Source organism: Pseudomonas sp. KK18 (assembly GCF_037094675.1).
In the GTDB taxonomy this organism is placed as follows: Bacteria; Pseudomonadota; Gammaproteobacteria; order Pseudomonadales; family Pseudomonadaceae; genus Aquipseudomonas.
This window is the reverse complement of record NZ_CP146605.1, coordinates 5,712,032-5,732,831: the sequence shown is the minus strand read 5'-3', so window position 1 is coordinate 5,732,831 and position 20,800 is coordinate 5,712,032. Positions and strand designations below refer to the sequence as shown.

The 20,800-nt window shown below is 58.9% G+C and carries 30 protein-coding genes and 2 other RNA genes; 26 read left to right on the top strand and 6 right to left on the bottom strand.

Annotated elements, in window-relative coordinates; all coding sequences use genetic code 11:
* Positions 1-5 precede the first annotated feature (5 nt).
* The 3 genes from V6607_RS25990 to V6607_RS25980 all read right to left on the bottom strand — a co-directional run bounded on the left by V6607_RS25990 (position 6) and on the right by V6607_RS25980 (position 1,417).
* Positions 6-413: a hypothetical protein gene (locus V6607_RS25990; protein WP_003220067.1), complete on the bottom strand. Its 408-nt coding sequence runs from the start codon at positions 411-413 to the stop codon at positions 6-8.
* Positions 414-519: 106 nt separating this feature from the next.
* Complete coding sequence (locus V6607_RS25985; RefSeq protein WP_003220069.1) at positions 520-819, bottom strand: YciI family protein; 300 nt, start codon at positions 817-819, stop codon at positions 520-522.
* Between the two features lies 1 nt (position 820).
* A complete protein-coding gene (locus V6607_RS25980) occupies positions 821-1,417 on the bottom strand; it encodes a septation protein A (RefSeq protein WP_102369772.1) in 597 nt (198 codons plus the stop codon).
* An 87-nt stretch (positions 1,418-1,504) separates the two neighbouring features.
* Here V6607_RS25980 and V6607_RS25975 point away from each other — a divergent pair, with 87 nt between their 5' ends.
* The 6 genes from V6607_RS25975 to rluB all read left to right on the top strand — a co-directional run bounded on the left by V6607_RS25975 (position 1,505) and on the right by rluB (position 6,516).
* The gene (locus tag V6607_RS25975) at positions 1,505-2,368 is read left to right on the top strand and encodes a PHP domain-containing protein (RefSeq protein WP_134327226.1); all 864 of its coding nucleotides are present in this window, start codon (positions 1,505-1,507) and stop codon (positions 2,366-2,368) included.
* A 13-nt stretch (positions 2,369-2,381) separates the two neighbouring features.
* On the top strand, positions 2,382-3,011 hold the full coding sequence (locus tag V6607_RS25970) for an L-threonylcarbamoyladenylate synthase (RefSeq protein WP_003220075.1): 630 nt from the start codon (positions 2,382-2,384) through the stop codon (positions 3,009-3,011).
* 120 nt (positions 3,012-3,131) lie between these two features.
* Positions 3,132-3,830, top strand: a complete 699-nt coding sequence (locus V6607_RS25965; protein WP_173406103.1) for a ScpA family protein — start codon at positions 3,132-3,134, stop codon at positions 3,828-3,830.
* A gap of 12 nt (positions 3,831-3,842) precedes the next feature.
* On the top strand, positions 3,843-4,802 hold the full coding sequence (scpB, locus tag V6607_RS25960) for an SMC-Scp complex subunit ScpB (protein WP_134327225.1): 960 nt from the start codon (positions 3,843-3,845) through the stop codon (positions 4,800-4,802).
* A 131-nt stretch (positions 4,803-4,933) separates the two neighbouring features.
* Positions 4,934-5,125, top strand: coding sequence for a DUF1289 domain-containing protein (locus V6607_RS25955; protein ID WP_008433107.1), 192 nt, complete (start codon positions 4,934-4,936; stop codon positions 5,123-5,125).
* A gap of 143 nt (positions 5,126-5,268) precedes the next feature.
* Positions 5,269-6,516, top strand: a complete 1,248-nt coding sequence (gene rluB / locus V6607_RS25950; RefSeq protein WP_003220080.1) for a 23S rRNA pseudouridine(2605) synthase RluB — start codon at positions 5,269-5,271, stop codon at positions 6,514-6,516.
* Positions 6,517-6,726: 210 nt separating this feature from the next.
* On the opposite strand, the gene V6607_RS25945 is transcribed toward rluB, so the two are convergent.
* Together V6607_RS25945 and V6607_RS25940 are read right to left on the bottom strand one after the other, a co-directional pair.
* On the bottom strand, positions 6,727-7,686 hold the full coding sequence (locus V6607_RS25945) for a leucyl aminopeptidase (RefSeq protein WP_102605965.1): 960 nt from the start codon (positions 7,684-7,686) through the stop codon (positions 6,727-6,729).
* 77 nt (positions 7,687-7,763) lie between these two features.
* Positions 7,764-7,901, bottom strand: coding sequence for a hypothetical protein (locus V6607_RS25940; RefSeq protein ID WP_003175756.1), 138 nt, complete (start codon positions 7,899-7,901; stop codon positions 7,764-7,766).
* Positions 7,902-8,426: 525 nt separating this feature from the next.
* Here V6607_RS25940 and V6607_RS25935 point away from each other — a divergent pair.
* A complete protein-coding gene (locus V6607_RS25935) occupies positions 8,427-9,833 on the top strand; it encodes an amino acid permease (RefSeq protein WP_134327224.1) in 1,407 nt (468 codons plus the stop codon).
* Between the two features lie 764 nt (positions 9,834-10,597).
* Here V6607_RS25935 and V6607_RS25930 read toward each other — a convergent pair.
* Positions 10,598-11,302, bottom strand: a complete 705-nt coding sequence (locus V6607_RS25930; RefSeq protein ID WP_338741626.1) for a S24 family peptidase — start codon at positions 11,300-11,302, stop codon at positions 10,598-10,600.
* 160 nt (positions 11,303-11,462) lie between these two features.
* Here V6607_RS25930 and V6607_RS25925 point away from each other — a divergent pair, with 160 nt between their 5' ends.
* The 19 genes from V6607_RS25925 to V6607_RS25835 all read left to right on the top strand — a co-directional run bounded on the left by V6607_RS25925 (position 11,463) and on the right by V6607_RS25835 (position 20,746).
* Entirely contained in the window at positions 11,463-11,798 is a 336-nt protein-coding gene (locus tag V6607_RS25925) for a helix-turn-helix domain-containing protein (protein WP_080944627.1), read from the top strand.
* Between the two features lie 2 nt (positions 11,799-11,800).
* The gene (locus V6607_RS25920; RefSeq protein WP_200600792.1) at positions 11,801-12,241 is read left to right on the top strand and encodes a hypothetical protein; all 441 of its coding nucleotides are present in this window, start codon (positions 11,801-11,803) and stop codon (positions 12,239-12,241) included.
* A complete protein-coding gene (locus V6607_RS25915; protein WP_338741615.1) occupies positions 12,234-14,267 on the top strand; it encodes a DNA-binding protein in 2,034 nt (677 codons plus the stop codon). The genes V6607_RS25920 and V6607_RS25915 overlap by 8 nt, the downstream gene beginning before the upstream one ends.
* A 24-nt stretch (positions 14,268-14,291) precedes the next feature.
* Positions 14,292-15,011 carry an ATP-binding protein gene (locus V6607_RS25910; protein WP_338741613.1) on the top strand — a complete coding sequence of 240 codons (720 nt, stop codon included), beginning with the start codon at positions 14,292-14,294 and terminating at the stop codon, positions 15,009-15,011.
* A 2-nt stretch (positions 15,012-15,013) separates the two neighbouring features.
* Positions 15,014-15,625, top strand: a complete 612-nt coding sequence (locus V6607_RS25905) for a hypothetical protein (RefSeq protein WP_338741611.1) — start codon at positions 15,014-15,016, stop codon at positions 15,623-15,625.
* Complete coding sequence (locus V6607_RS25900; RefSeq protein WP_338741607.1) at positions 15,622-16,002, top strand: hypothetical protein; 381 nt, start codon at positions 15,622-15,624, stop codon at positions 16,000-16,002. Before V6607_RS25905 ends, V6607_RS25900 begins: the two co-directional genes overlap by 4 nt.
* Positions 15,986-16,309, top strand: coding sequence for a hypothetical protein (locus V6607_RS25895; protein WP_338741605.1), 324 nt, complete (start codon positions 15,986-15,988; stop codon positions 16,307-16,309). Before V6607_RS25900 ends, V6607_RS25895 begins: the two co-directional genes overlap by 17 nt.
* An 11-nt stretch (positions 16,310-16,320) precedes the next feature.
* Positions 16,321-16,941, top strand: coding sequence for a DUF3164 family protein (locus tag V6607_RS25890; RefSeq protein ID WP_338741602.1), 621 nt, complete (start codon positions 16,321-16,323; stop codon positions 16,939-16,941).
* Between the two features lies 1 nt (position 16,942).
* Positions 16,943-17,221 carry a host nuclease inhibitor protein gene (locus V6607_RS25885; protein ID WP_338741599.1) on the top strand — a complete coding sequence of 93 codons (279 nt, stop codon included), beginning with the start codon at positions 16,943-16,945 and terminating at the stop codon, positions 17,219-17,221.
* 1 nt (position 17,222) lies between these two features.
* A complete protein-coding gene (locus V6607_RS25880) occupies positions 17,223-17,639 on the top strand; it encodes a hypothetical protein (RefSeq protein WP_338741597.1) in 417 nt (138 codons plus the stop codon).
* 8 nt (positions 17,640-17,647) lie between these two features.
* Positions 17,648-17,869, top strand: coding sequence for a hypothetical protein (locus V6607_RS25875; RefSeq protein WP_338741595.1), 222 nt, complete (start codon positions 17,648-17,650; stop codon positions 17,867-17,869).
* An RNA gene (locus V6607_RS25870) (hammerhead ribozyme type II) lies at positions 17,868-17,938 on the top strand. The genes V6607_RS25875 and V6607_RS25870 overlap by 2 nt, the downstream gene beginning before the upstream one ends.
* A 5-nt stretch (positions 17,939-17,943) precedes the next feature.
* Positions 17,944-18,360, top strand: a complete 417-nt coding sequence (locus V6607_RS25865) for a hypothetical protein (protein WP_338741594.1) — start codon at positions 17,944-17,946, stop codon at positions 18,358-18,360.
* Between the two features lie 4 nt (positions 18,361-18,364).
* Positions 18,365-19,036, top strand: a complete 672-nt coding sequence (locus V6607_RS25860; RefSeq protein ID WP_338741592.1) for a DUF2786 domain-containing protein — start codon at positions 18,365-18,367, stop codon at positions 19,034-19,036.
* Positions 19,035-19,105: hammerhead ribozyme type II (locus V6607_RS25855), an RNA gene on the top strand. Before V6607_RS25860 ends, V6607_RS25855 begins: the two co-directional genes overlap by 2 nt.
* The gene (locus V6607_RS25850) at positions 19,106-19,384 is read left to right on the top strand and encodes a hypothetical protein (protein WP_338741590.1); all 279 of its coding nucleotides are present in this window, start codon (positions 19,106-19,108) and stop codon (positions 19,382-19,384) included.
* Positions 19,381-19,797, top strand: a complete 417-nt coding sequence (locus V6607_RS25845; protein ID WP_338741587.1) for a regulatory protein GemA — start codon at positions 19,381-19,383, stop codon at positions 19,795-19,797. The genes V6607_RS25850 and V6607_RS25845 overlap by 4 nt, the downstream gene beginning before the upstream one ends.
* Positions 19,794-20,240 (top strand): Mor transcription activator family protein, encoded by a 447-nt coding sequence (locus tag V6607_RS25840; protein WP_338741585.1) that lies wholly within the window; start codon positions 19,794-19,796, stop codon positions 20,238-20,240. The genes V6607_RS25845 and V6607_RS25840 overlap by 4 nt, the downstream gene beginning before the upstream one ends.
* Positions 20,240-20,746 carry a DUF4339 domain-containing protein gene (locus V6607_RS25835; RefSeq protein WP_338741583.1) on the top strand — a complete coding sequence of 169 codons (507 nt, stop codon included), beginning with the start codon at positions 20,240-20,242 and terminating at the stop codon, positions 20,744-20,746. The genes V6607_RS25840 and V6607_RS25835 overlap by 1 nt, the downstream gene beginning before the upstream one ends.
* Positions 20,747-20,800 lie beyond the last annotated feature (54 nt).

The following is a 20,800-nucleotide window of genomic DNA, read 5'->3' as shown; positions in this document are numbered from 1 at the left end:
CTCACTCAATTTAGCCATTGTCGACGGCGCCGGTGCCCGCCACTGGCGAAGATCCCGCATAACAGGGCGATCAGTGCGACTGCCCCGCCGGTCACGAACCATTGTTGTTGCTCGGTAAGCCAGCGTGGCAAGGCACTGCCCTGTGCTTCTTTGAGTTGCTGGACCAGGCGTTGGTTCTCCTGGCGCAGTTTACTCAGTTGGGTACTTTCCCGCGTGGCGTCAGCACTTTGCAATTGCTTGCTCAGCTCATCGCGCTGGCGTTCGCTTTCTTTCAAACGTTGCTGCAAATCGGTGATCTGGCTGCCGGCACTCAAGGACAGGGGCGTGGAACTGCCGGTGTTCGAGGTTTCTTCAGCGTGGGCCGTAGCCCCGATCATTAACACTGCCAACAGACACAACTGACGTAAGCGCATCGGAACTCCTGATTCCACACGAATATTCAGAACGTTGTCGGCAGGTTACCGGGAATAATGAGCGTTTAGGAGTGCGCTGAAGCCATTTGGTTCAGCGCGCAACGAATCAAGGCAGGACTTGCTTGAACGGTTTGACCAGCACCTGGGCGTACACGCCGGCCGCTACATACGGATCAGCATCGGCCCAGGCTTGTGCCGCCGCCAGGGAGGCGAACTCGACAACCACCAGGCTACCGGTGAAGCCGGCATCTCCCGGGTCGTTGCTGTCTACCGCAGGATGCGGGCCGGCCAGTACCAGGCGGCCTTCGGCTTGCAGCTGTTTCAGGCGCTCGACGTGGGCCGGGCGTACGGACAGGCGTTTTTCCAGGGAGTTGGCGACGTCGGTGGAAATGATGGCGTAGAGCATGTCAGTCCTCGGTTTTCGGCGTGGTAGGGTCGGTGTCATGCAGGTGGCGCGACAGGTAGATACCCTGGCCGACCAGGAACAGCACGGTCATGCCCAGGCTGCCGAACACCTTGAAGTCCACCCAGTAGCTCTGGAAGGTAAAGGCGACGAACAGGTTGGCAGCGCCGCAGAACAGGAAAAACACGATCCAGGCGATGTTCAGGCGGGTCCACACCGGGTCTGGCAAGGTCAGCGCGTGGCCCATGATCCGCTTGATCAGCAGGCGATCACCGATGAAGTGGCTGCCGATAAAGGCCAGGGCGAACAGCCAGTTGACCACCGGGGCTTTCCATTTAAGGAAGGTTTCGCTGTGGAAGGCCAGGGTCAGGCTGCCGAACACAAGGCAGGCGACCAGGGTCAGCCACTGGCTTTTTTCCAGCTTGCGCTGGGAGATGAAGAGCGCGCCGTAGACCACCACGGAGCTGATGATCAGCACCGCCGTGGCGCTGTAGATGCCGCCGACGGTCAGCTCGTGGCCGGCAAGATCGATAACGCGAGGGTCGGTTTTGTAAACGATGAAAAACAGCAACAGCGGGATGAAGTCGATGAATTGTTTCACAGTAAGAGCCAGAAGCTGGATGTGGCGGCATAATAACAAACATCCTTGGTAGCGAAAGCGCCAGCTGACTTGAGGTTACACACTCCCGTGAATGTTGATTTGCACTGCCATAGCACAGCCTCCGACGGCGCCCTGGCGCCCGCGGTCCTGGTTGCGCGTGCGTTTGAAAAAGGCGTGCGAGTCCTGTCGTTGACCGACCACGACACCCTCGAAGGCCTGGCAGAGGCCCGCGAAGCGGCGAATGCGTTGGGCATGCAACTGGTCAACGGAGTTGAATTGTCCTGCACCTGGGGCGGCGCAACCATCCACGTATTGGGCTACGGTTTCGACGTCAACGCGCCGCCGCTGGTGGAGGCCATCGCCAAATTGCACGATGGCCGCTGGCTGCGGTCCGAAGAAATAAGCCGCAAGCTGGCCCTCAAGGGCATGCCCAACGGCCTGGAAGGCGCCCGCGCCATCCAGCAGGAACTGGGTGACAGCGGCAACGCCCCGGCCCGCCCGCACTTTGCCGACTGGATGGTGCGTGAAGGTTTTGTAAAGGATCGCGCCGAAGCGTTCCGCAAATGGCTGGGTGCCGGCAAGCTGGGGGACGTCAAGCAACACTGGCCAACCCTGGAAGACACCGTTGGCACACTGCGGGCAGCAGGTGCCTGGGTCAGCCTGGCGCATCCGTGGCATTACGATTTCACCCGCAGCAAGCGTCGCAAGCTGATTGGCGACTATATTGGAGCGGGCGGCCACGCAATCGAAGTGGTCAACGGGCATCAACCCGCCGAGCAGGTAGGCAGCCTGGCGATTCTTGCCCGTGAATTTGGTCTGCTGGTCAGCGCCGGCAGTGATTTTCATGGCCCCGGCGGCTGGTCCGAGATTGGCGAGTACCGCGCCGTTCCGGAAGATTTGCCGCCCCTTTGGTGTCGCTTCAAACATGACCCCATTATTGCCACCGTCTGAACAGGTAGAACACGTGAGTCAATTCTTCCAGATTCATCCGGAAAACCCGCAGGCGCGCCTGATCAAACAGGCCGTGGAGATCATCCGTGCCGGTGGCGTGGTGATCTACCCCACGGATTCGTCCTACGCCATCGGTTGCCAGATCGGCGACAAGAATGCGGTCGAGCGCGTAAGACGCCTGCGTGACCTGGACAAGAACCACAACTTCGCACTGATTTGCAGCGACCTGTCCCAGCTGGGGCTGTTCGCCAAGGTCGACACCGGCACCTTCCGCCTGCTCAAGGCGCACACGCCGGGGCCCTACACCTTCATCCTCAACGCCACCCGCGAAGTGCCGCGCCTGCTGCTGCACCCGAAGAAGCGCACCATCGGCCTGCGGGTGCCGGAACACCCGATCGCCCTGGCGCTGCTGGCCGAACTCGGTGAGCCGCTGATGAGTGTGTCGCTGATCCTGCCGGGGGAAGAAGAGCCGTTGTACGACCCTTATGAAATGCGCCGGCTACTGGAAAAACACGTCGACCTGATCATCGACGGCGGCTACGGCGGCAACAAGGCCTCTACCGTGATCAACCTGGCCGACGGCGAGCCGGAAGTGGTGCGCGTAGGGTGTGGCGACCCGGCACCGTTCATGGTCGAGGCCTGAATGTCGGCCGTGGAAGCCGTCGACAGCCAGGCGGGCGCCCAGCAGGAACTGCCATTTGCCATGGTCTACGGCCAGGCCGTGATGGAAATGCCGCTGGACCTGTACATCCCGCCGGATGCGCTGGAAGTCTTCCTCGAAGCCTTCGAAGGTCCGCTGGACTTGCTGCTGTACCTGATCCGCAAGCAGAACATCAATATCCTCGACATCCCGGTGGCGGAAATCACCCGCCAGTACATGGGCTACGTCGAACTGATGCAGACCGTGCGCCTGGAACTGGCCGCCGAATACCTGGTGATGGCCGCGATGCTCGCGGAAATCAAGTCACGCATGCTGCTGCCGCGCTCGGAGACTATCGAGGCGGAAGAGGATGACCCCCGCGCCGAACTGATCCGCCGCCTGCAGGAGTACGAGCGCTTCAAGGCCGCGGCCGAAGGCATCGACGGTTTGAGCCGGGTCGGCCGCGATGTGGTGGTGCCCAAGCTCGACGCCCCGGAAGCCCGGGCGCGCAAGCTGCTGCCGGACGTGAGCCTGGAAGAGTTGCTGATGTCCATGGCCGAAGTACTGCGCCGTGGCGATATGTTTGAAAGCCACCAGGTCAGCCGCGAGGCACTGTCCACCCGCGAGCGCATGAGTGATGTGCTGGATCGCCTCAAGGGCGGCGGGTTTGTGCCGTTTGTCGAGCTGTTTACCAAGGAAGAAGGGCGCCTGGGGGTAGTCGTGACCTTTATGGCGATCCTTGAGCTGGTCAAGGAATCCTTGGTCGAGCTGGTCCAGAATGAGCCTTTTGCGGCTATCCACGTGCGGGCGCGAGCCGAATAAAGAGCTGAATCGATGAATCTGACTGAACCCCGCGAACTGGCCCCGCTGCTGGAAGCCTTTCTCCTGGCCTCGGGCAAGCCGCAATCCCTGGAGCGCCTGTTCGAACTGTTTGAAGAAGCCGAGCGCCCTGAGCCGCCGGTGTTCAAGAAGGCCCTGGAGATTCTGCGCAAGTCCTGCGACGGCCGTGCCTTCGAGCTGCGGGAAGTGGCTTCCGGGTATCGCCTGCAAATTCGCGAGAAGTTCTCGCCGTGGGTTGGCCGCCTGTGGGAAGAACGCCCGCAGCGCTATTCCCGGGCGATGCTGGAAACCATGGCGCTGATCGCCTATCGCCAGCCGATCACCCGGGGCGAGATCGAAGACGTGCGCGGCGTCGCGGTCAACAGCCATATCGTCAAGACGTTGCTGGAGCGGGAGTGGATCAGGATCGTTGGCTACCGCGACGTGCCCGGCAAGCCGGCGATGTTTGCCACTACCAAGGTGTTCCTCGATCACTTCAACCTGAAAAACCTCGACGACTTGCCGCCGCTGGCCGAGCTGCGGGAGATGGAGCCGGACCCGGTCCTGGATTTCGACGACGCACCGGTGCCCGCCGGGTTGCAGGAGCTGGCCGACGCCAGCGCCGAGCCGGAAGAGCCGAAGGACGAAACCAGTTTCCACACATTGTTGCTGGAACTGGATGACATGGAGCAGGGCATCAAGACCGACTTCGATGACTTGCTGCGTGATGGTGCGGTCAGTGACGGTGAGCAGGAGCCTGCGCTGCAACTGAACGTTGAGGTTGAGCCGCCAGTCGAAGTTGAAGATGAGCCCGAGCCTGAACCCGAGGAGGACATCCTCGGCGTCGCCGAAGCCCGTGCCAAACTGCTGGCCGCCGTCGCAGCGCTCGAACAACCGCCGCTGAGCGACGAAGAAGACGAAGCCCGCGCCCTGGCCGAAGCCATCGAAAACGAGCGCCGCCAATTCGAAGACTGACGCAGAACAAAATGTGGGAGCGGGCTTGCTCGCGAATGCGGTGGGTCAGCCAAGCATCCGGCGACTGACACACTGCATTCGCGAGCAAGCCCGCTCCCACATTTGGATTGTCGCCAGCAAGGAGAACTCAAATGAGCTCCACCAAAGACCCCTGCATCAGCGTCTGCAAATTCACCGATGACATCTGCGTGGGCTGCGGGCGCAGCAAGCGCGAGATCCGTGCCTGGAAGAAACTCGACAAGGTCGACAAGCGCACGGTACTCGCCGAAGCCGAGCTGCGCCTGCTGGCGCTGGGTGCCACCGGTCGGCGGAAAGGCAAATGAGCCTGCACTTATCGACTAGTCTCTGATGCGCAACGCGCGCCATGAGCGTATGATTCGCGACCCTTTGGCGATGCGTTCGCCAAAAGCCCAGCTTTTACTATTTTCAGGCCAAGCCTGAATCGACACACCGGGAGGTGCTTAAGATGAGTGACCAAGACCAGAACGACACCCAGGAAATCGGCCCCGCAGGTGAAAAACTGCAGAAAGTCCTCGCCCGTATCGGCGTAGGCTCGCGCCGCGACGTAGAAGCCTGGATCACCCAGAAGCGCATCAAGGTCAACGGCGTTGAAGCCACCCTTGGCCAGCGCGTCGACCTGCACGATGCCATCACCATTGATGGCAAGGTCATCAAGCGTGAAGAGGCCGCCGAATCGGTGCGCCGCGTCATCATGTACAACAAGCCTGATGGCGAAATCTGCACCCGTGACGACCCGGAAGGCCGTCCAACCGTATTCGACAAGATGCCGCGCCCCAAAGAAGGCCGCTGGATCAACATCGGTCGTCTCGACATCAACACCACCGGCTTGCTGATGTTCACCACCGACGGTGAGCTGGCCAACCGCCTGATGCACCCTTCCTACGAGATGGACCGTGAATACGCGGTACGTGTGCGTGGTGAAGTCGATGACGAAATGATCGAGCGCTTGAAAGCCGGCGTCGTGCTGGAAGACGGCCCGGCCAGGTTCACCGACATCAAGCAGGCGCCGGGCGGCGAAGGCTTCAACCATTGGTACCACTGCGTGGTGATGGAAGGCCGTAACCGTGAAGTACGTCGCCTGTGGGAATCCCAGGGCCTGGTGGTCAGCCGCCTGAAGCGCGTGCGTTTCGGCCCGGTGTTCCTCAACTCCGACCTGCCGATGGGCCGCTGGCGCGAAATGAGCCAGTACGAAGTCGACATCCTCAGTGCCGAAGTCGGCCTGACGCCGGTGGCCATGCCGCAGATGAACGCCAAGAGCAAAGACAAGCTTGAGCGTATGCAGCGTAAATCGTCGCGTCCGGTGGCGCGTACCGACCGTGTTGCCCGCACCCTGCGCCCTGCGCTGGATGCACCGGCCACGGGCGGCCGCATCTCCCGCGAGCCGCACATCGAAGGCGAGCGTCGTCCTTCGGCACCGCCCCGTCAGGATGGCGAACGTGCGCCGCGCGCACCGCGTCCAGCCGGTCGTGGTGATGCACCTGCTGGCGGTCGCGGTAACCGTGGCGAGTCTGGTCGTGGTGCTCCGGCTGCGGGCCGTGCCGACGACAGCGCCAGCACCAAACGTCCAGCCAAGCCATCGCCGAAAAAGCGCCCGGGCCTGAAGCTGGTCGATGACGCGCCATCGGGCAAGCGTCGTGGTGCACCGGCCGGTTCCGGCCAGCGTCCAGGTTTTGGTCGCAAGAAGCCGCAGTGATTCGTTAAGCACTGCATAAAAACGCCAACCCTCGGGTTGGCGTTTTTTTTGGCCTGGATTTGGAACCTGCTCTATGAGCAAAGCAGGTCCATTGTGGGAGCGGGCTTGCTCGCGAATGCGGTGTATCAGTTGATACATCCAGTGACTGACCCACCGCATTCGCGAGCAAGCCCGCTCCCACAGTTGATCTCCATTGTTTTGGCGGGCGTGTCAGAACATGAAAGCCCCATCGAACACGGGTTTATCGTCGAGGGCCAACACGCCGCTGGCGAAGATCAGGTCCAGGTGGTGGCTGCCTTTCTGCCCGCCACCCAATCCCAGGTGCAGCCCGCAATGACGCTCTTCAAAGCCGGCGTTGCGCGCATACAAATCCTTCACGCCTTCATTGGTGCCAATGCCCAGTTCTTCCACCCGGCGATTGGACGGGTTGGCATTCAGGTATTTGTTGAAGTCATCCGCCAGCCCCGGCACTTCGCTGGCCACGGTGCAGATGGTCGAGTTCTCGATCCACAGTTCCAGCGGTGATTGCAGCACGCCGTATTTACGCGCAAAGGGAATGGTGCTGAGGAAGGTGCCGACAAACCGCACCTGGCCGTTGATGGCCTCGCTGTGGGTCGCGATCTCGCCGGGCGCCAGGTCGTGGTTGCCGACGCCGTTGATATTGGTCCACTTCTTGATGCTGCTCATGGGCGCTTCAAGGCGCGAGCCATGCTGGTCGGTGAAGCTCAGCACGCTGGCCTGGGACATGCGCCGGATCAACGTGGCGTTGAGGTCGGCAATCCGCTGTGGGGCGACGCTGAAGGTGTCGTAGAAGTAATCGCCATAGTCCTTGAGCAGCAGGGACTTTTTCCAGTGCTCGGCCATCACGCCCTGCAGTGCGCGGATAAAGTCCGGGCCTTCGGCGCGTGGGTTGGGCAAGGTCGAGGAATCGTAGAGAAACATGTACAGGTCACAGCCTTCGATGGCCTTGGCCAGCGTTTCGCTGGGGGCTTGGTCCAGGCGTTGTACCTGGAAGTCGAAGCGGGCAGCGCAGCCCTGGATGATCGACTGGGCGATGGCGTCGTAGCGTTCGGTATGGCCAAGCAAAATGGTGGGGCGGTGCAGGCCGGCGAGGGCCGGGTGATGGGCGAGGTAATACAGAAAATGTTCGACGGCGCGGGCCTTGTCCATGACGTCCTTCCTTCAAAGCCTTCGGTAGGAGCAGTGGCAGGTGCGGCGTCCCGCACCTGCCGGGGTGCCTGATCAGATTAGAAAGGCCACATCGCGGTGCCGAACGGCACGACGGCATCGGCTTGCATCATTTCAACGGCGGCCTCATGGGTCGGCGCTTCAAACCAATCGTCGAGTTGCAGTTCGGTTTCCAGGTCATTTTCCAGTGCTTGCATGGTGAATCTCCTAGATGACGTTGTTTGAGAACGAGCTTGCCAGCTTGCTGCGCTGGGCAAGTGGATGAACCTAGAAGAGAGTGTTTGGGATTGCAAAATTTTTATTGACACGGTTCCATTTGGATTTTTTATTCCGTTTTGATGGCGATTTGGTTTATGTCGATGAAACAGAGAGTTGGTTGCATGGTTTTGTAGGAATCGTCCTTTCGTCAACTTCTCGTTATCTGAAAGAATTTTCCTAATGTCCCTCCTATCTGCCGCACCGCATCCTGTCAGCCCAGACAGGTTTGGCGGTGTACAATGCGCCGCGTTTTACTGTGATCCCACTCTCTCAGGGCTATCCGCCTTGTTCATTCCGCCTGGCCACAAGCCCGTCGGGTTCGATTTCGTCACAGATAAAAACAACAGGTGACGTATGACCGTAAGAAAAAACGCTGGACCGGGGTTTGATCGGCGCTGCTGTAGCCCGTTACCAAAGCAGCACCCCTCCATGAGCACCCTCAAACCTTGCGTGAGACCCTTTCCATGAGTGAAGCCAACTCGCATTCAGGCGAACTGAAGCGCGGCCTGAAAAATCGCCATATCCAACTGATCGCCCTCGGTGGCGCGATTGGCACCGGGTTGTTCCTGGGGTCGGCCGGCGTGCTGAAATCCGCCGGGCCGTCGATGATCCTCGGGTATGCCATCTGCGGCTTTATCGCCTTCATGATCATGCGCCAGCTGGGCGAGATGATCGTCGAAGAGCCGGTGGCCGGTTCCTTCAGCCACTTTGCCCACAAGTATTGGGGCGGTTTCGCCGGCTTCCTGTCGGGCTGGAACTGCTGGATTTTGTACATCCTGGTGGGCATGTCGGAGCTGACGGCGGTCGGCAAATATGTGCACTACTGGTGGCCCGAGATCCCGACCTGGGTGTCGGCGGCGGCGTTTTTTGTGCTGATCAATGTGATCAATCTTTCCAACGTCAAGGTCTTCGGCGAGGCCGAGTTCTGGTTTGCGATCATCAAGGTGGTCGCCATTGTCGGCATGATCGCCCTGGGCAGTTACCTGTTGGTGAGTGGCACCGGCGGGCCACAAGCCTCGGTGACCAACCTGTGGGAGCACGGCGGGTTCTTTCCCCATGGCGTGGGTGGTTTGGTGATGGCCATGGCGATCATCATGTTCTCGTTTGGCGGCCTGGAGATGCTCGGGTTTACTGCGGCTGAGGCGGACAAGCCACGCACGGTGATTCCGAAGGCGATCAACCAGGTGATCTACCGGATCCTGATTTTCTACATCGGCGCGTTGGTGGTGCTGTTGTCGTTGACGCCTTGGGACAGCTTGCTGGAGACCCTGAATGCCTCCGGGGACGCCTATAGCGGCAGTCCGTTTGTGCAGGTGTTTTCGATGTTGGGCAGCAATACCGCGGCGCATATTCTCAACTTTGTGGTGCTGACGGCGGCGTTGTCGGTCTACAACAGCGGCACTTACTGCAATAGCCGGATGCTGTTGGGGATGGCTGAGCAGGGTGATGCGCCGCGGGCATTGGCGAAGATCGACAAGCGCGGGGTGCCGGTGCGGTCGATCCTGGCGTCGGCGGCGATTACGCTGGTGGCGGTGTTGATGAATTACCTGATTCCGCAGCATGCGCTGGAGTTGTTGATGTCGCTGGTGGTGGCGACCCTGGTGATCAACTGGGCGATGATCAGTTTTTCGCATTTCAAGTTTAGGCAGCATATGGATCGGACGGGGCAGGTGCCGTTGTTCAAGGCGCTTTGGTATCCGTATGGGAATTATGTTTGCCTGGCGTTTGTGGTGTTTATTCTTGGGGTGATGCTGCTGATTCCGGGGATTCAGGTGTCGGTGTATGCGATTCCGGTTTGGGTGGTGTTTATGTGGGTTTGTTATGGGATCAAGAACAGGCGCAAGGCTCGGGAGGGGGTGGTGTTGAGTTGATGGTGTACATATCCGTTTCTTCGGTAACGGCGACTTATGGTTCCGCTCTTACAGCGGGTCACTTTTGGCAAACGCCCCAAAAGTAACCAAAAGGTCTTTGCCCCACCACTCGGTGCCTCGCTTAGGCTCGGCATGCCCGCACTCCGGCCCGGTTCCGCGGGCCGCCGCGACGGGCCATCCATGGCCCGGCGCGGCTAAACCGGCATCCTTGCCGGTTTACCCGCTCCACCGTGCCTGCTTGCGGCCATCGTGGTTGACGGGGCCCGCAGATCAAAATCAAAAGCAAAAGCACGGCGGCCTGAAAGCCGACCTGAGTGTTAAAAGCCAGATCAAAAACCAGAGCGAAAGCAGAGCTGCTTTTCTGTAGGAGCTGGCTTGCCGGCGATGCAGGCAACTCGGTCTTGCAGGTACACCGAGGTGATGCCATCGCCGGCAAGCCAGCTCCTACAGTGGACCGTGCCCGCTTTAGATTTTGATTTGGCTTTTGCTCTTCAACACTCAAGCCGGCCGGTAGTGTGGGGAGGTTCTAGATATGGCACTGGTAGGAAGTCAGTGGGATGAGCCGGGACAAAGCGGGAGATGGTGCGACGGACCAAGCCCAGCAAGGGTTTCAGAAAAAGGCTACGACTAAAATCAGTGCCAAAGCAGTGCAACGAAATAAACAGTTCAAATCCAGCCGGAACACTGTGACCGGGCCAGTTTAGCGAAACCTTTGGCACACAGCCCCGGCGCCGTCTCGGTAGCGTGATATTACACCTTGCCCGTTAAATCCAACCGCCCGCCCAAACAACACGTCCCACAATCTCTAGGTCATTCAGGTTTTCTTTAGAAACCTTCATGGTCTGATAAGCCGCGTTTGCGCTGATAACTGCTACGCCACCGCCAATCTGGCGTTGCAGCCGCTTGGCGTACAGATGGTCATCCAAGCGAATAACGTAGATGGCTTCCCCTTCCAGGCTGTTGCGACTGTGGTCGATCAACACAGTGTCGCCATCACTCAGCACCCCCTCCATAGAGTCACCGTCCACCCGGATAGCCGAGAGCTTCGACGGCTCCAATCCCTGCTTGCGCAATGAGTAAGTGGTAAAAGCCAGGTGCGTAAGAACCCGAGCCCCCTCTGTCCATGCCCCGTGACCGGCACTGCAACGAGCGTCGTAAAGGGGGACATAGCTGTATTTGTCATCCTCAATAACAAGCGCAGTCTGGGGCTGCTCACCGAACGCCAGCCACATCGCCGACACATCAGCCGCCTGGGCAATCTGCTCCAGCCTGTCGAGAGTAGGATACGTCTCTCCGCTCAGATAACTGCGTATAGCCCCCTCAGAAAGGCTTGAGTCGCGCGCAAAAACGCGCGCCGCTCTAGTCCCCATCGCTTCCTTAAGTCTTTCACGGAAACATCCGATTGCCCCCGATGGAATCGGATGCTGCGTTCCTGAAGCATCCGTTTTATCCGATTCCTTGTAAGTCATTGATTTATCTCGTTCTATTCATTTTTCCGAGCGCGCCACGCATAAAAAAGAATCGGATGCTCGTTTTTCCGATTGATATGCGCATTTATCCGCGCTATGTTTATCCGCAACAGGACGTTAGACGTCCCAAAAAAACCACCCGTGAAGATGGTTCAAAACTATGAGCGATATCGACATGCCCACTGACCCTACTAGCCGATGGGAGTGGATCAAATACCAACTCCGCGTACGGGGCACCTCAATGGCGAAGCTTGCTCGTCAGCTTGAGGTCACTGATCGCGCAATCCGCAACGCCAAAAGCACTCCCTATCCGCGCATCGAACGGTCCCTTGCTGATGCTCTGTGCCTTGAGCCTTCCGACATCTGGCCAGAGCGCTGGAACGCCGATGGCACTCCACACCGGCAACGGCCTGGGCGCGCGGAAATAAACACGTCCTACAACAAGGATACCGGACAACAGACGGTTGGACACTGTAAAGCGGCAAGGAGTGCCTGAACATGCGTAACCAAAAAGATGACAGAACATTAGACATCTTCTCTGTTCCGCAGCCGGTGCTTTCTATACCCGGTCACGGCAACTATGCCGCCCAGGTCAGCGAGCTGGTCAGCGAAGTCCTCAAAGAGTCCGACTTGGACCGCTATGAGATTGCGGCTCGCATGTCACGCCTTTCGGGCGACGACGTTAGCAAGAACATGTTAGACGCCTGGTCAAGTCCTGCCCGTGCAGATCACAACCTACCTCTGTATCGAGCTGCTTTGCTGGAGGAAGTCTGTGCAAGCCATGTCCTGACGAATTGGCAAGTACACCTGCGCGGTGGCCGGGTCGCTTATGGGCGCGAGGCTCTGGACGCGGAAATAGGTCGCCTATCACGGGTGGCGCATGATGCAACGCGCAAAGTTCGGGACCTGAAAAAGATGTTGGGTGACGACAATGCGTAGTTGGTATTCAGCCCAGGAACTTGCGGGCTTGCCAGGGCTTCCGGGGACGGCACGCAATGTAAAAGCATTGGCTGCACGTGAACACTGGGAAGGCCAAGCACGCCTAGGAAGCAAGGCTGTTGAATATGCATTCGCAATTCTCCCGAAGGTCACCCAGGCCGCACTGATTGCCGCATCGGTCGCCGAAGCCGAATCGCAAACGGTGGTCGCATCAAAACCAGAAAGCACCCAGCGTGACACTATTTCGGCGTCACGCTTGAGCGAAGATCAACGCTCTGTGATGACGGCTCGCCTGGCGTTCGTACGTGAAATCGAACGTATGAGCCAGGCTATAAGCCAGCAACGCGCCATAGATACCCTAGTTTCCCTGGCAAAGGCTGAACAGCTCACACCATATTTAAATGGCTTGGTGCAGCGCGCCAACGACCGCAAGACCGGCGACCGCTCTTTGAGCGAGCGCACGCTTAAGCGTTGGTTGGCCGATTTCCGCAAAGAAGGTGAAACCGGCCTGGCGCCTGCCCGCCGCCAAAAAGACATGAGCCTCCCTACATGGGCGGCGGCTTTCCTGGCGTGCTACCAGCGCCCGACCAAGCCCAGCGTCGAATCAGCCTATGCCGAGTTCGCCATGAAGAACCCGGCCGAGCGTCCGAGCATCCATGTGGTGCGTCGCTTCCTTAATAAGCTAAGCGCAGAGGCACGCGAGCGCGGCCGCCGTACGCCGCAGGAACTCAAAGCCCTGCAACCATTCAAGCGCCGCTCCACCAAGAGCATGTACCCGTGCGACGTATTCACCGCCGACGGCCACAAGTTTGATGCAGAGGTATTGAACCCACGCACCGGCAAGCCTTACCGCCCGGAAGCAACCACCGTCCTCGATGTCGCTACTCGCAAGGCCGTGGGTATTTCCATTGGTGAGGCCGAGTCCACCATCGGCGTTATGGACGCCCTGCGTGACGCCATGCAGCACGGCATGTTTGCGGTGTTCTACGTTGACAACGGTTCCGGCTTTGCCAACGACACCGTACGTGAAGTAGTCGACCGTCTCGGCGGCACTATGACCCATGCCTTGCCCTACAACAGCCAGGCCCGCGGCCTCATTGAGCGTTCCCACCAAACGATTTGGGTCAATGCAGCCAAGAAGCTGACCAGCTACATCGGCGCCGACATGGACAAACATGCAGGCACCAAAGTGCATCGGATTGGCCGCAAAGAGCTGCGCGAAACCGGCCGTACCCGCTTGATTCCGACCTTTGCCGAGTTTATGGCCGGTGTTGAATACGAGATTGAAACGTACAACAACAGCCCACACCGGGGGCTTGCCAAATTCCGCGACCCGCTGACCGGCAAGCTGCGGCACATGAGCCCGAACGAAGCCTGGGAAGCCGCACGCGCCGAAGGCTGGGAGCCAATTATTGCTCCGGCCGAGCTGCTCAACGACCTGTCACGCCCGCAAGTCGTCCGCCCGACACGTCGCGGGGAAGTTACCTGGGCAGGTGAAACGTACTTCCTAGACGCATTGCGCAGCTTTCACGGCGAAGAAATCCGGCTGGCCTACGACGTGCGAGATGCCTCACGTGTTTGGGTCCGCACTCTGGGTGGCGACCTGATCGGTGAGGCCCTGGTAGACGGCAATGCGAGCGACTACATGCCGAAAGCCATGATTGAGAAGGCCTACGAGAAGCGTGAAATCGGCCAGATGAAACGCGCCGTGGACAAGATCGAAACCTTGACCGGCAAGCGCGTGGAAATGATCGCCCCTACCACGGCGCCGTCGGCCCAGCTCAGCCTTGAACAAATGGCCGAAGCCCGCCGTTTCGCCGAGCTGTCAGCCCCGCAGCCCAAAGCTTTCGACCTACCGACCGACCCAACCGCCCGCTACCGCCTTTGGAACCAGCTCGACGCCCGCCTCACCAGCGGCGAAACGCTTACCCCCGAGGAAACGCAGTGGCACTCCCGTTATCCGCAGCACCCTGACTTTACCTCGATACAGCAAATGTTCGCGTTCGCCGAGCAAGCACGCGCTTAAACCAAGACCTTTAGGAGTCGAATTATGAGTGTTACCAAGATTGTTCCCCTGACCAACGTCGGCCTCTTGTCCGCCGCTATCGCCCGTACCCACAACCGCCCAGCGGGCTTGCCTGGCTTGGTCGTTATGTACGGTGCAAGCGGACTGGGTAAAAGCGTGGGCGCTGCGTTCGCCGCCAACCAGCACCGGGCCTATTACGTAGAGTGCCGGGACACCTGGAGCAAAAAGGCTTTTCTGCACGCCATCCTTCGGGAAATGAGCATCCAACCCGCACCAACCATGTCCGTGATGGTTGACCAGATCGCCGAACAACTATCAAAAAGTGGCCGCCCGCTGCTAATCGACGACGTGCAATACCTGCTCGAAAAGGCGGTGGCCAACGTCCTGACCGACATCTACAACGCCAGCGAAGGCACCATCGTCCTGATCGGCGAAGAACGTGTGCCCGGTAGCCTGGCCAAGTTGGAACGTCTGCATAACCGGGTGCTGGAGTGGGTGCCTGCGCAACGCGCAACCCTCGACGACCTGCGCGCTTTGGCCGAGGCCAGTTACCCACAACTGCACTTCGCCGATGACCTGTTGGATGACCTACGCAAGAAGGTGAATGGCTGCCTGCGCCGCGTCGCGGTCAACCTCTACAAGGTCTACACCGAAACCCAGGCTCGCTGCATTGACAGTATCGACCTTGCTGGTTGGGGCTCAGATAGCTGGTTTACCGGCGAAGCGCCGTCCCGGAGGGCTTGAGGATGCCAAGAGTCAGAGCCGATCTGGTGATGGTGGGCGGCAAGTCCCCACGGCAGCACATGTGGGAAGCCATTCGCGCCATAAACGCCAGCCCCAACGAGCTGACGACTTACGCTGTTGCGCGCAAGTCCAAGCAAGACGATCAATCTGTACGCGCCTATTTCCGGGATATGGCGAAGGCTGGGATTGTCAGCAAAGTACGAAGCCTTCCCCGTCTAGATGCCGAGTGGACCCTCCTGAAAGACCAGGGTATTGAAGCCCCCCGTGTGACCCGTGGCGGTAAAGTTATCAAGCTTGGGGATGGGGCTGAAAACGTCTGGCGCGCCTTGCGCATTCTCGGTGAATTCACCGCCGCAGAGGCCGCCGTCGCAGCCAGTATCAACGGCGTATCTATCAGCGAGTTTGGCGCCCACGTGTACTTGTCGGGCCTGGCGAAGGCTGGCTACGTGACCCGCAGAGGCGGTACGGCAGGTTTTAAAACCCGCTTCCGCCTGGTCTCGTCGCGCTACACCGGCCCCAAGCACCCCATCTACCAGCGCGACTTCGACCAGGTATATGACCCAAACCTGGACCAGGTGGTTTGGCGTAAGGCTGATCAGCAGGTGACCCAATGAACCAGGTCAACCTTGCTGCCTGGGGCCAAGACATACCGCTGTTCGTGCGCTTGCTTGCCGCCGAAGTTGCCGCCAGCAATAAAACCAAGGCCAGTCAGCGCATCGGCATGAGCCGCACAGCCGTCAGCTTGATCCTGGCCAACCGCTACAGCTCGCCCAGCACCTCTGGCGTCGAGCGTCGGGTAATGGAAACCCTGGGGCGAATTGAATGCATCGCACTGGACGAGACCATCACCACCGACCAGTGCCAAAGCTACCGCGAAAAACCCGCACCGACCCACAACCCGCAGGCGATGCAGCACTGGCGCGCCTGCCAACACTGCCCAATCAACCCCGACTGCTGCAACCAGGAGAACGCTCATGCTCGCCTCCACTAGCCGTAATCCGTTGAAAGTCCTGACTCCGTCGCTGGCCGACCGTCTGCGCATTTTCAACGCCGCCGCCCGCAACTTGCAGGCCCACGGGATTCGCGTGCAGGGCTTTCATCCGGCTGATAACCGATTGGTGATCACGCCGGAAGCCGGTCAGCGGCTGATCAACCTTGGCCACACCGAGGGCTATCAACGCCACGGCACGGCCGGTAGCACCCGTTTCAACGTGCAGTTCCAGGGCGTGACCCTGGAATGGCGCGAACCCATTAGCGCTTCCCGTCCTGCTGACTGGTCGCGACTGACTCTCCACTGAGGAACCTTGCAATGACACAACAACAAACCATTCCCGAAGGCTACCGCGTCGACGCGCAAAAGCGGCTGATCCCGGAAAGTCTGATCAAACCTATAGACCTGGAGCGGGACGCCCTGGTACTTGGCCTGGTTGAAAAAGCCCGCGCTGCCAGCGATGTGCTGGCGAAGTTCAAGGCCTCGGCCTTCGGTGATATCGAAGCCTTTGTCGAACTCAGTGCTGAGCAGTACGGCGCCCAGATCGGTGGCAAGAAGGGAAATGTCAGCCTGATCAGCTTCGATGGGCGTTTCAAGATCATGCGCGCAGTCCAGGAAAGCATCGCTTTCGACGAACGCCTCCAGGCTGCGCGTGCATTGATTGATGAGTGCCTGCGCGACTGGACCGCCGGGGCACGTCCCGAAGTGGTCACGCTGGTAAATGATGCCTTTCGGACTGACCAAAAGGGCGACATCCGCACAGCCCGCGTCCTGGCGTTGCGCCGTATGGAAATCACCGATGAACGCTGGCAGCGCGCCATGCAGGCCATTGGCGACGCCTGCCAGGTGATCGGCTCCAAGTCCTACATCCGCGTGTATCAGCGGGTTGGTGATACCGACCAATACGAACCCATCAGCCTCGACATTGCAGGTGTGTGAAATGAAAAAAACCATCACTGCGTATTGCTTCTCTTCCGGCCATATCGACTTCGGTGTGGCCCTTCCCGAGGGCGCCATTGCGCTTGCTGTCGGCGAAGAAAAAACAGTTCGCGACGTTGTCTGCGTGAACGCTCGCCTGTCCCGCGCTGACAACGAAACGCTGTTTGTTCCTGGTGTGCCCGAGGCAGCGAGCCAGCGCGAAGGCATCACCGCTGTGGCGCACTTCATCCAGCGTCTTGCCTTGAGCAACCAGGCTGGCTTCCGAGCGTTGGGGGCCTGACATGCAGCGCTATCACGACACACACAGCGATCCGCTGCCGATCCACTCGCCGCAACACGACATCGAGCTCGCCAACCTCGAACGCTTGACTGCGGAGTTCCTGATGCGCGGCGGGAAGGTCCAGAAAGTCGGTCACCAGATGAGCAGCGCCCCGGCGACGTTCACCATTAACCCGGAGCGGTCGCCGGTTTATGCCCATCTGTTTGCATCTTCGGCCCCTGTGGCAGTACCAGAGGCCGTAGCGCCTGCCGACGCTGAAGGTTCTCCCCCCGGCACCGACAGGGACGCGGCATTGATCATGGCCGATGCGGCCATGGGCAACTCGCCCAAGTGGATCGCCCGTAAACACCATATGAGTGAAAAGCACGTCCGCCAGGTCGCACGCGACTATCACATCACCTTTCACAAGCAACGCTAGGAGCCCGCATGGCCAAGATAATCATCACCCTGGAAGACTGCCGTGAAGACAGCGGCATGCCTTCCGTCGCCGTCGATATGACAGGCGTACCGACTACCTCATTGGGCACACCCCGCCCGACGGAAGCCGTACGCATTTTCAACAAGCTGTTCGACCTGGTCGCCAGCGAAAAGATGTTGGGCGCCATTCCAGCCTGCCGCTGGCAACCAACCACCACGACCCTTCAATAAGCGAAACCGTCCCGGTTATCCGGGATGGTCTGCCAGGCGTGGTTGCCTGGTACTGATGAGCAGCCGAGGAAACGATGGAACAAGCCGATTGGGATGCATTGAAGGAGCAGATGGAAAGCCCGTGGGGCCACATGAAGCTCAAATGTGATGGGTTTGAGATCAGCCTATCGCAGGAGACTGACCGCACTAAAAAGAGCTGGTCCACGGTGGTCTACGTGGATGGCTATTTGAAGGGCGTCTGGTTGGATTGTGACCACAAAACCGGCGCACCGAAGCACGAAGAAACTCGCCGTTTTTACCGCAAGGTCACTCGGGCTCTTCATACCAAAAGGGATATCGAGAACTATCGAAAAATCTACGGTAAGCGCAAAACCACCGAGATGGAGGCAACCAAGTTTTACACCTACGACTGGTGCTGGAAAAGCTTCAACTCCCTGAAAAAACACCTGCTGGCCAACAATACCAACATCACCCGAATCCTTGAGAACTGACGATATGGACCACACCAAAGCCCTGGACAAAATCAAAAAACTGCTGCGCCTGGCAGCCAGTGACAACCCCCACGAAGCTGCCACTGCAATGCGCCAGGCCCGCGCCTTGATGGAAAAGTACCGATTGGAAGAGTCGGACATTCAGCTCTCTGAGGTGTACGAGTGTGCCGCCCGTAGTGGTTCGAAGATGACCCCGCCGCAATGGGAAGCCAACCTGGTGGGCGCAGTTACACAGGCCTACGCCTGCAAAGTGCTGTTCATGGCGGGCATCGGCGAATGGCGCTTTATCGGCGAACTGGCCGAGCTGGCCAGCTACACCATGGCCTTGTTACTGCGCCAGGTCCGCCAGTCCCGCCGTGACTTCATCAGCACTCAGTTGAAACGCTGCAAGCCTGCGACCAAGACCAAGCGCGCTGACGTGTTCTGTGGTGCTTGGGTGTCGGCGGTGCGCCAGCAAGTCATGGCGTTTGCTGGCAACGATGAACCATCACCGGCAACAGCGGCGTACATGCTCAAGCACCATTCCGAGACGGAAAAGCTTGATTGCCGCGACCGCAACGCCAGCAAGGGCAACGGTGTACGTGCCATGACTGACGCTATGCACGGCGTTCTCGCGGCGGGCGATGTCCGTCTGAACCACGGCGTCAGCGGCCAGGAACAACTTGCCCTGCACTAAGCGAAACCGCCCCGGCGTGCTGGGACGGTCTGCCGGACGTGGTTGTCCGGTACTGATGAGCAGCCACCCATGACAGACGAAACACCCAAACAGCGCCAAACCCGCCTGGCACGCGAACGTAAACGTGCCCAGCGTAAGCGCGACAGTGAAAAGCGCCTGGCTATGGGGGCCAGCAAGCTCAAGATGGAAATCTACAGCGGCACCCAAAACGAGCTGGAACAGATCCGCACTGCCGGTAGATTCGACGAAACAGAGCATGCGCTCACGATGGCCATTCATGGTGTCGCCGCATTGTCCCGAACCGACCCGGCAGCGTTCCAGGTACTGATCAAAGGAGGAAGACAGTGACTACACGTAACCTGCAATTGAGCAAGATCCACATCGCCAAGAAGGACCTTGGGCTGGATGATGAAACCTACCGCGCCTTGTTGGGCCGCGTGGCAGATGTGCGTTCGGCCAAAGATCTGACGCCACGCCAGATCGGCGCGGTACTGGCCGAGTTCGCTCGCCTGGGCTGGGAGCCTACAAAGGCTAAAAAGCAAGGGCGCAAAGCACCAGTGGCGGCTCCAGACCGTGTAAAACTGGTGGGGAAAATAGAGGCCTTTCTCTCCGAGGCAAAGCGTTCCTGGGCCTATGCCGACGGTATGGCCCTGCGCATGTTCAAGGTCGAACGCGTCGAATGGCTAGACCCTGGGCAGCTTCAGAAAATGGTTGCGGCACTGACCTACGATGCCCGCCGACATGGGAGACCTGAGCGATGAACGAAGAACTGTTCCCGGATGACATCGATCAACTTGACGCCAAGAAGGTATTGGCGAATATGCAAGACCCTACGGTTATATCCCGGTGGGAAGGTTCATTGCGGGAGATGGTAGAAATCGCCGAGGCCAAGCTCCTGGTGGAAATTAAGCCGGGAGTAGAAGCCGCTGAACTAGCCCGGCATGTTGTCTTTGCGATTTGTTCGGTGATGGGCGGTCGGGTGGTTTACTTACCACGGGGTGATGCACTCAAGCGGGCCTTGCGAGATGCCAAAATCTACCGGGATTGGAGAGAAAACAACACACCGATCCCTGACTTGGTCAGCAAGTACGACCTTGCCAACCAAACAATTTATGACATCATTCGCCGACAACGGGCACTACATCGCAAGAATGAGCCCGACTTATTTGGCTACAACGAAGATCAAGGAAGGAGTATCCACTGATGACACAGGTGCAATGGTTTTATGACGATGGCGGTTCTCGCGTAGGACCAATCACCGAAAGTGACATCAGAAAACTCTTAACTGTGAAAAAAATCGGGCATGGCACCCTCGTTTGGAAAACAGGGATGGAGTCTTGGGTTCCAATCGAAACGACAGAACTCAAAGCTGAACTGACGGTAGTTCCGCCTCCTTTGAGCAAAAATTCTGTGCCAAACGTTTGGGCTTGGTCTCTCGCATTTTCACCGCTTCTTGGGTTTGTTGATCTCGGCATCGATCAAAGTGTCGGTATCTTCATCGGTATCGTGATCGTTATTGCTCTGTGCGGCGCTGACTCTCGAAAGCTTCACCTAGCAGGGCACCAGCCCCCGAGTATTTGGTGGTGCTTTATTCCACCTGTATATCTCTACATAAGATCTAGTCGCTTAAAAGCAAACTATATTCCGATGATTGTTTGGATAGTTTGTAAGGCTTCACTTTTTATCCTGCCCCAATTTATCAGTATGTAACTTCAAGCCCCGCCATCGAGCGGGGCTTTTTCTTAAACCCCGCTGATACTCAAC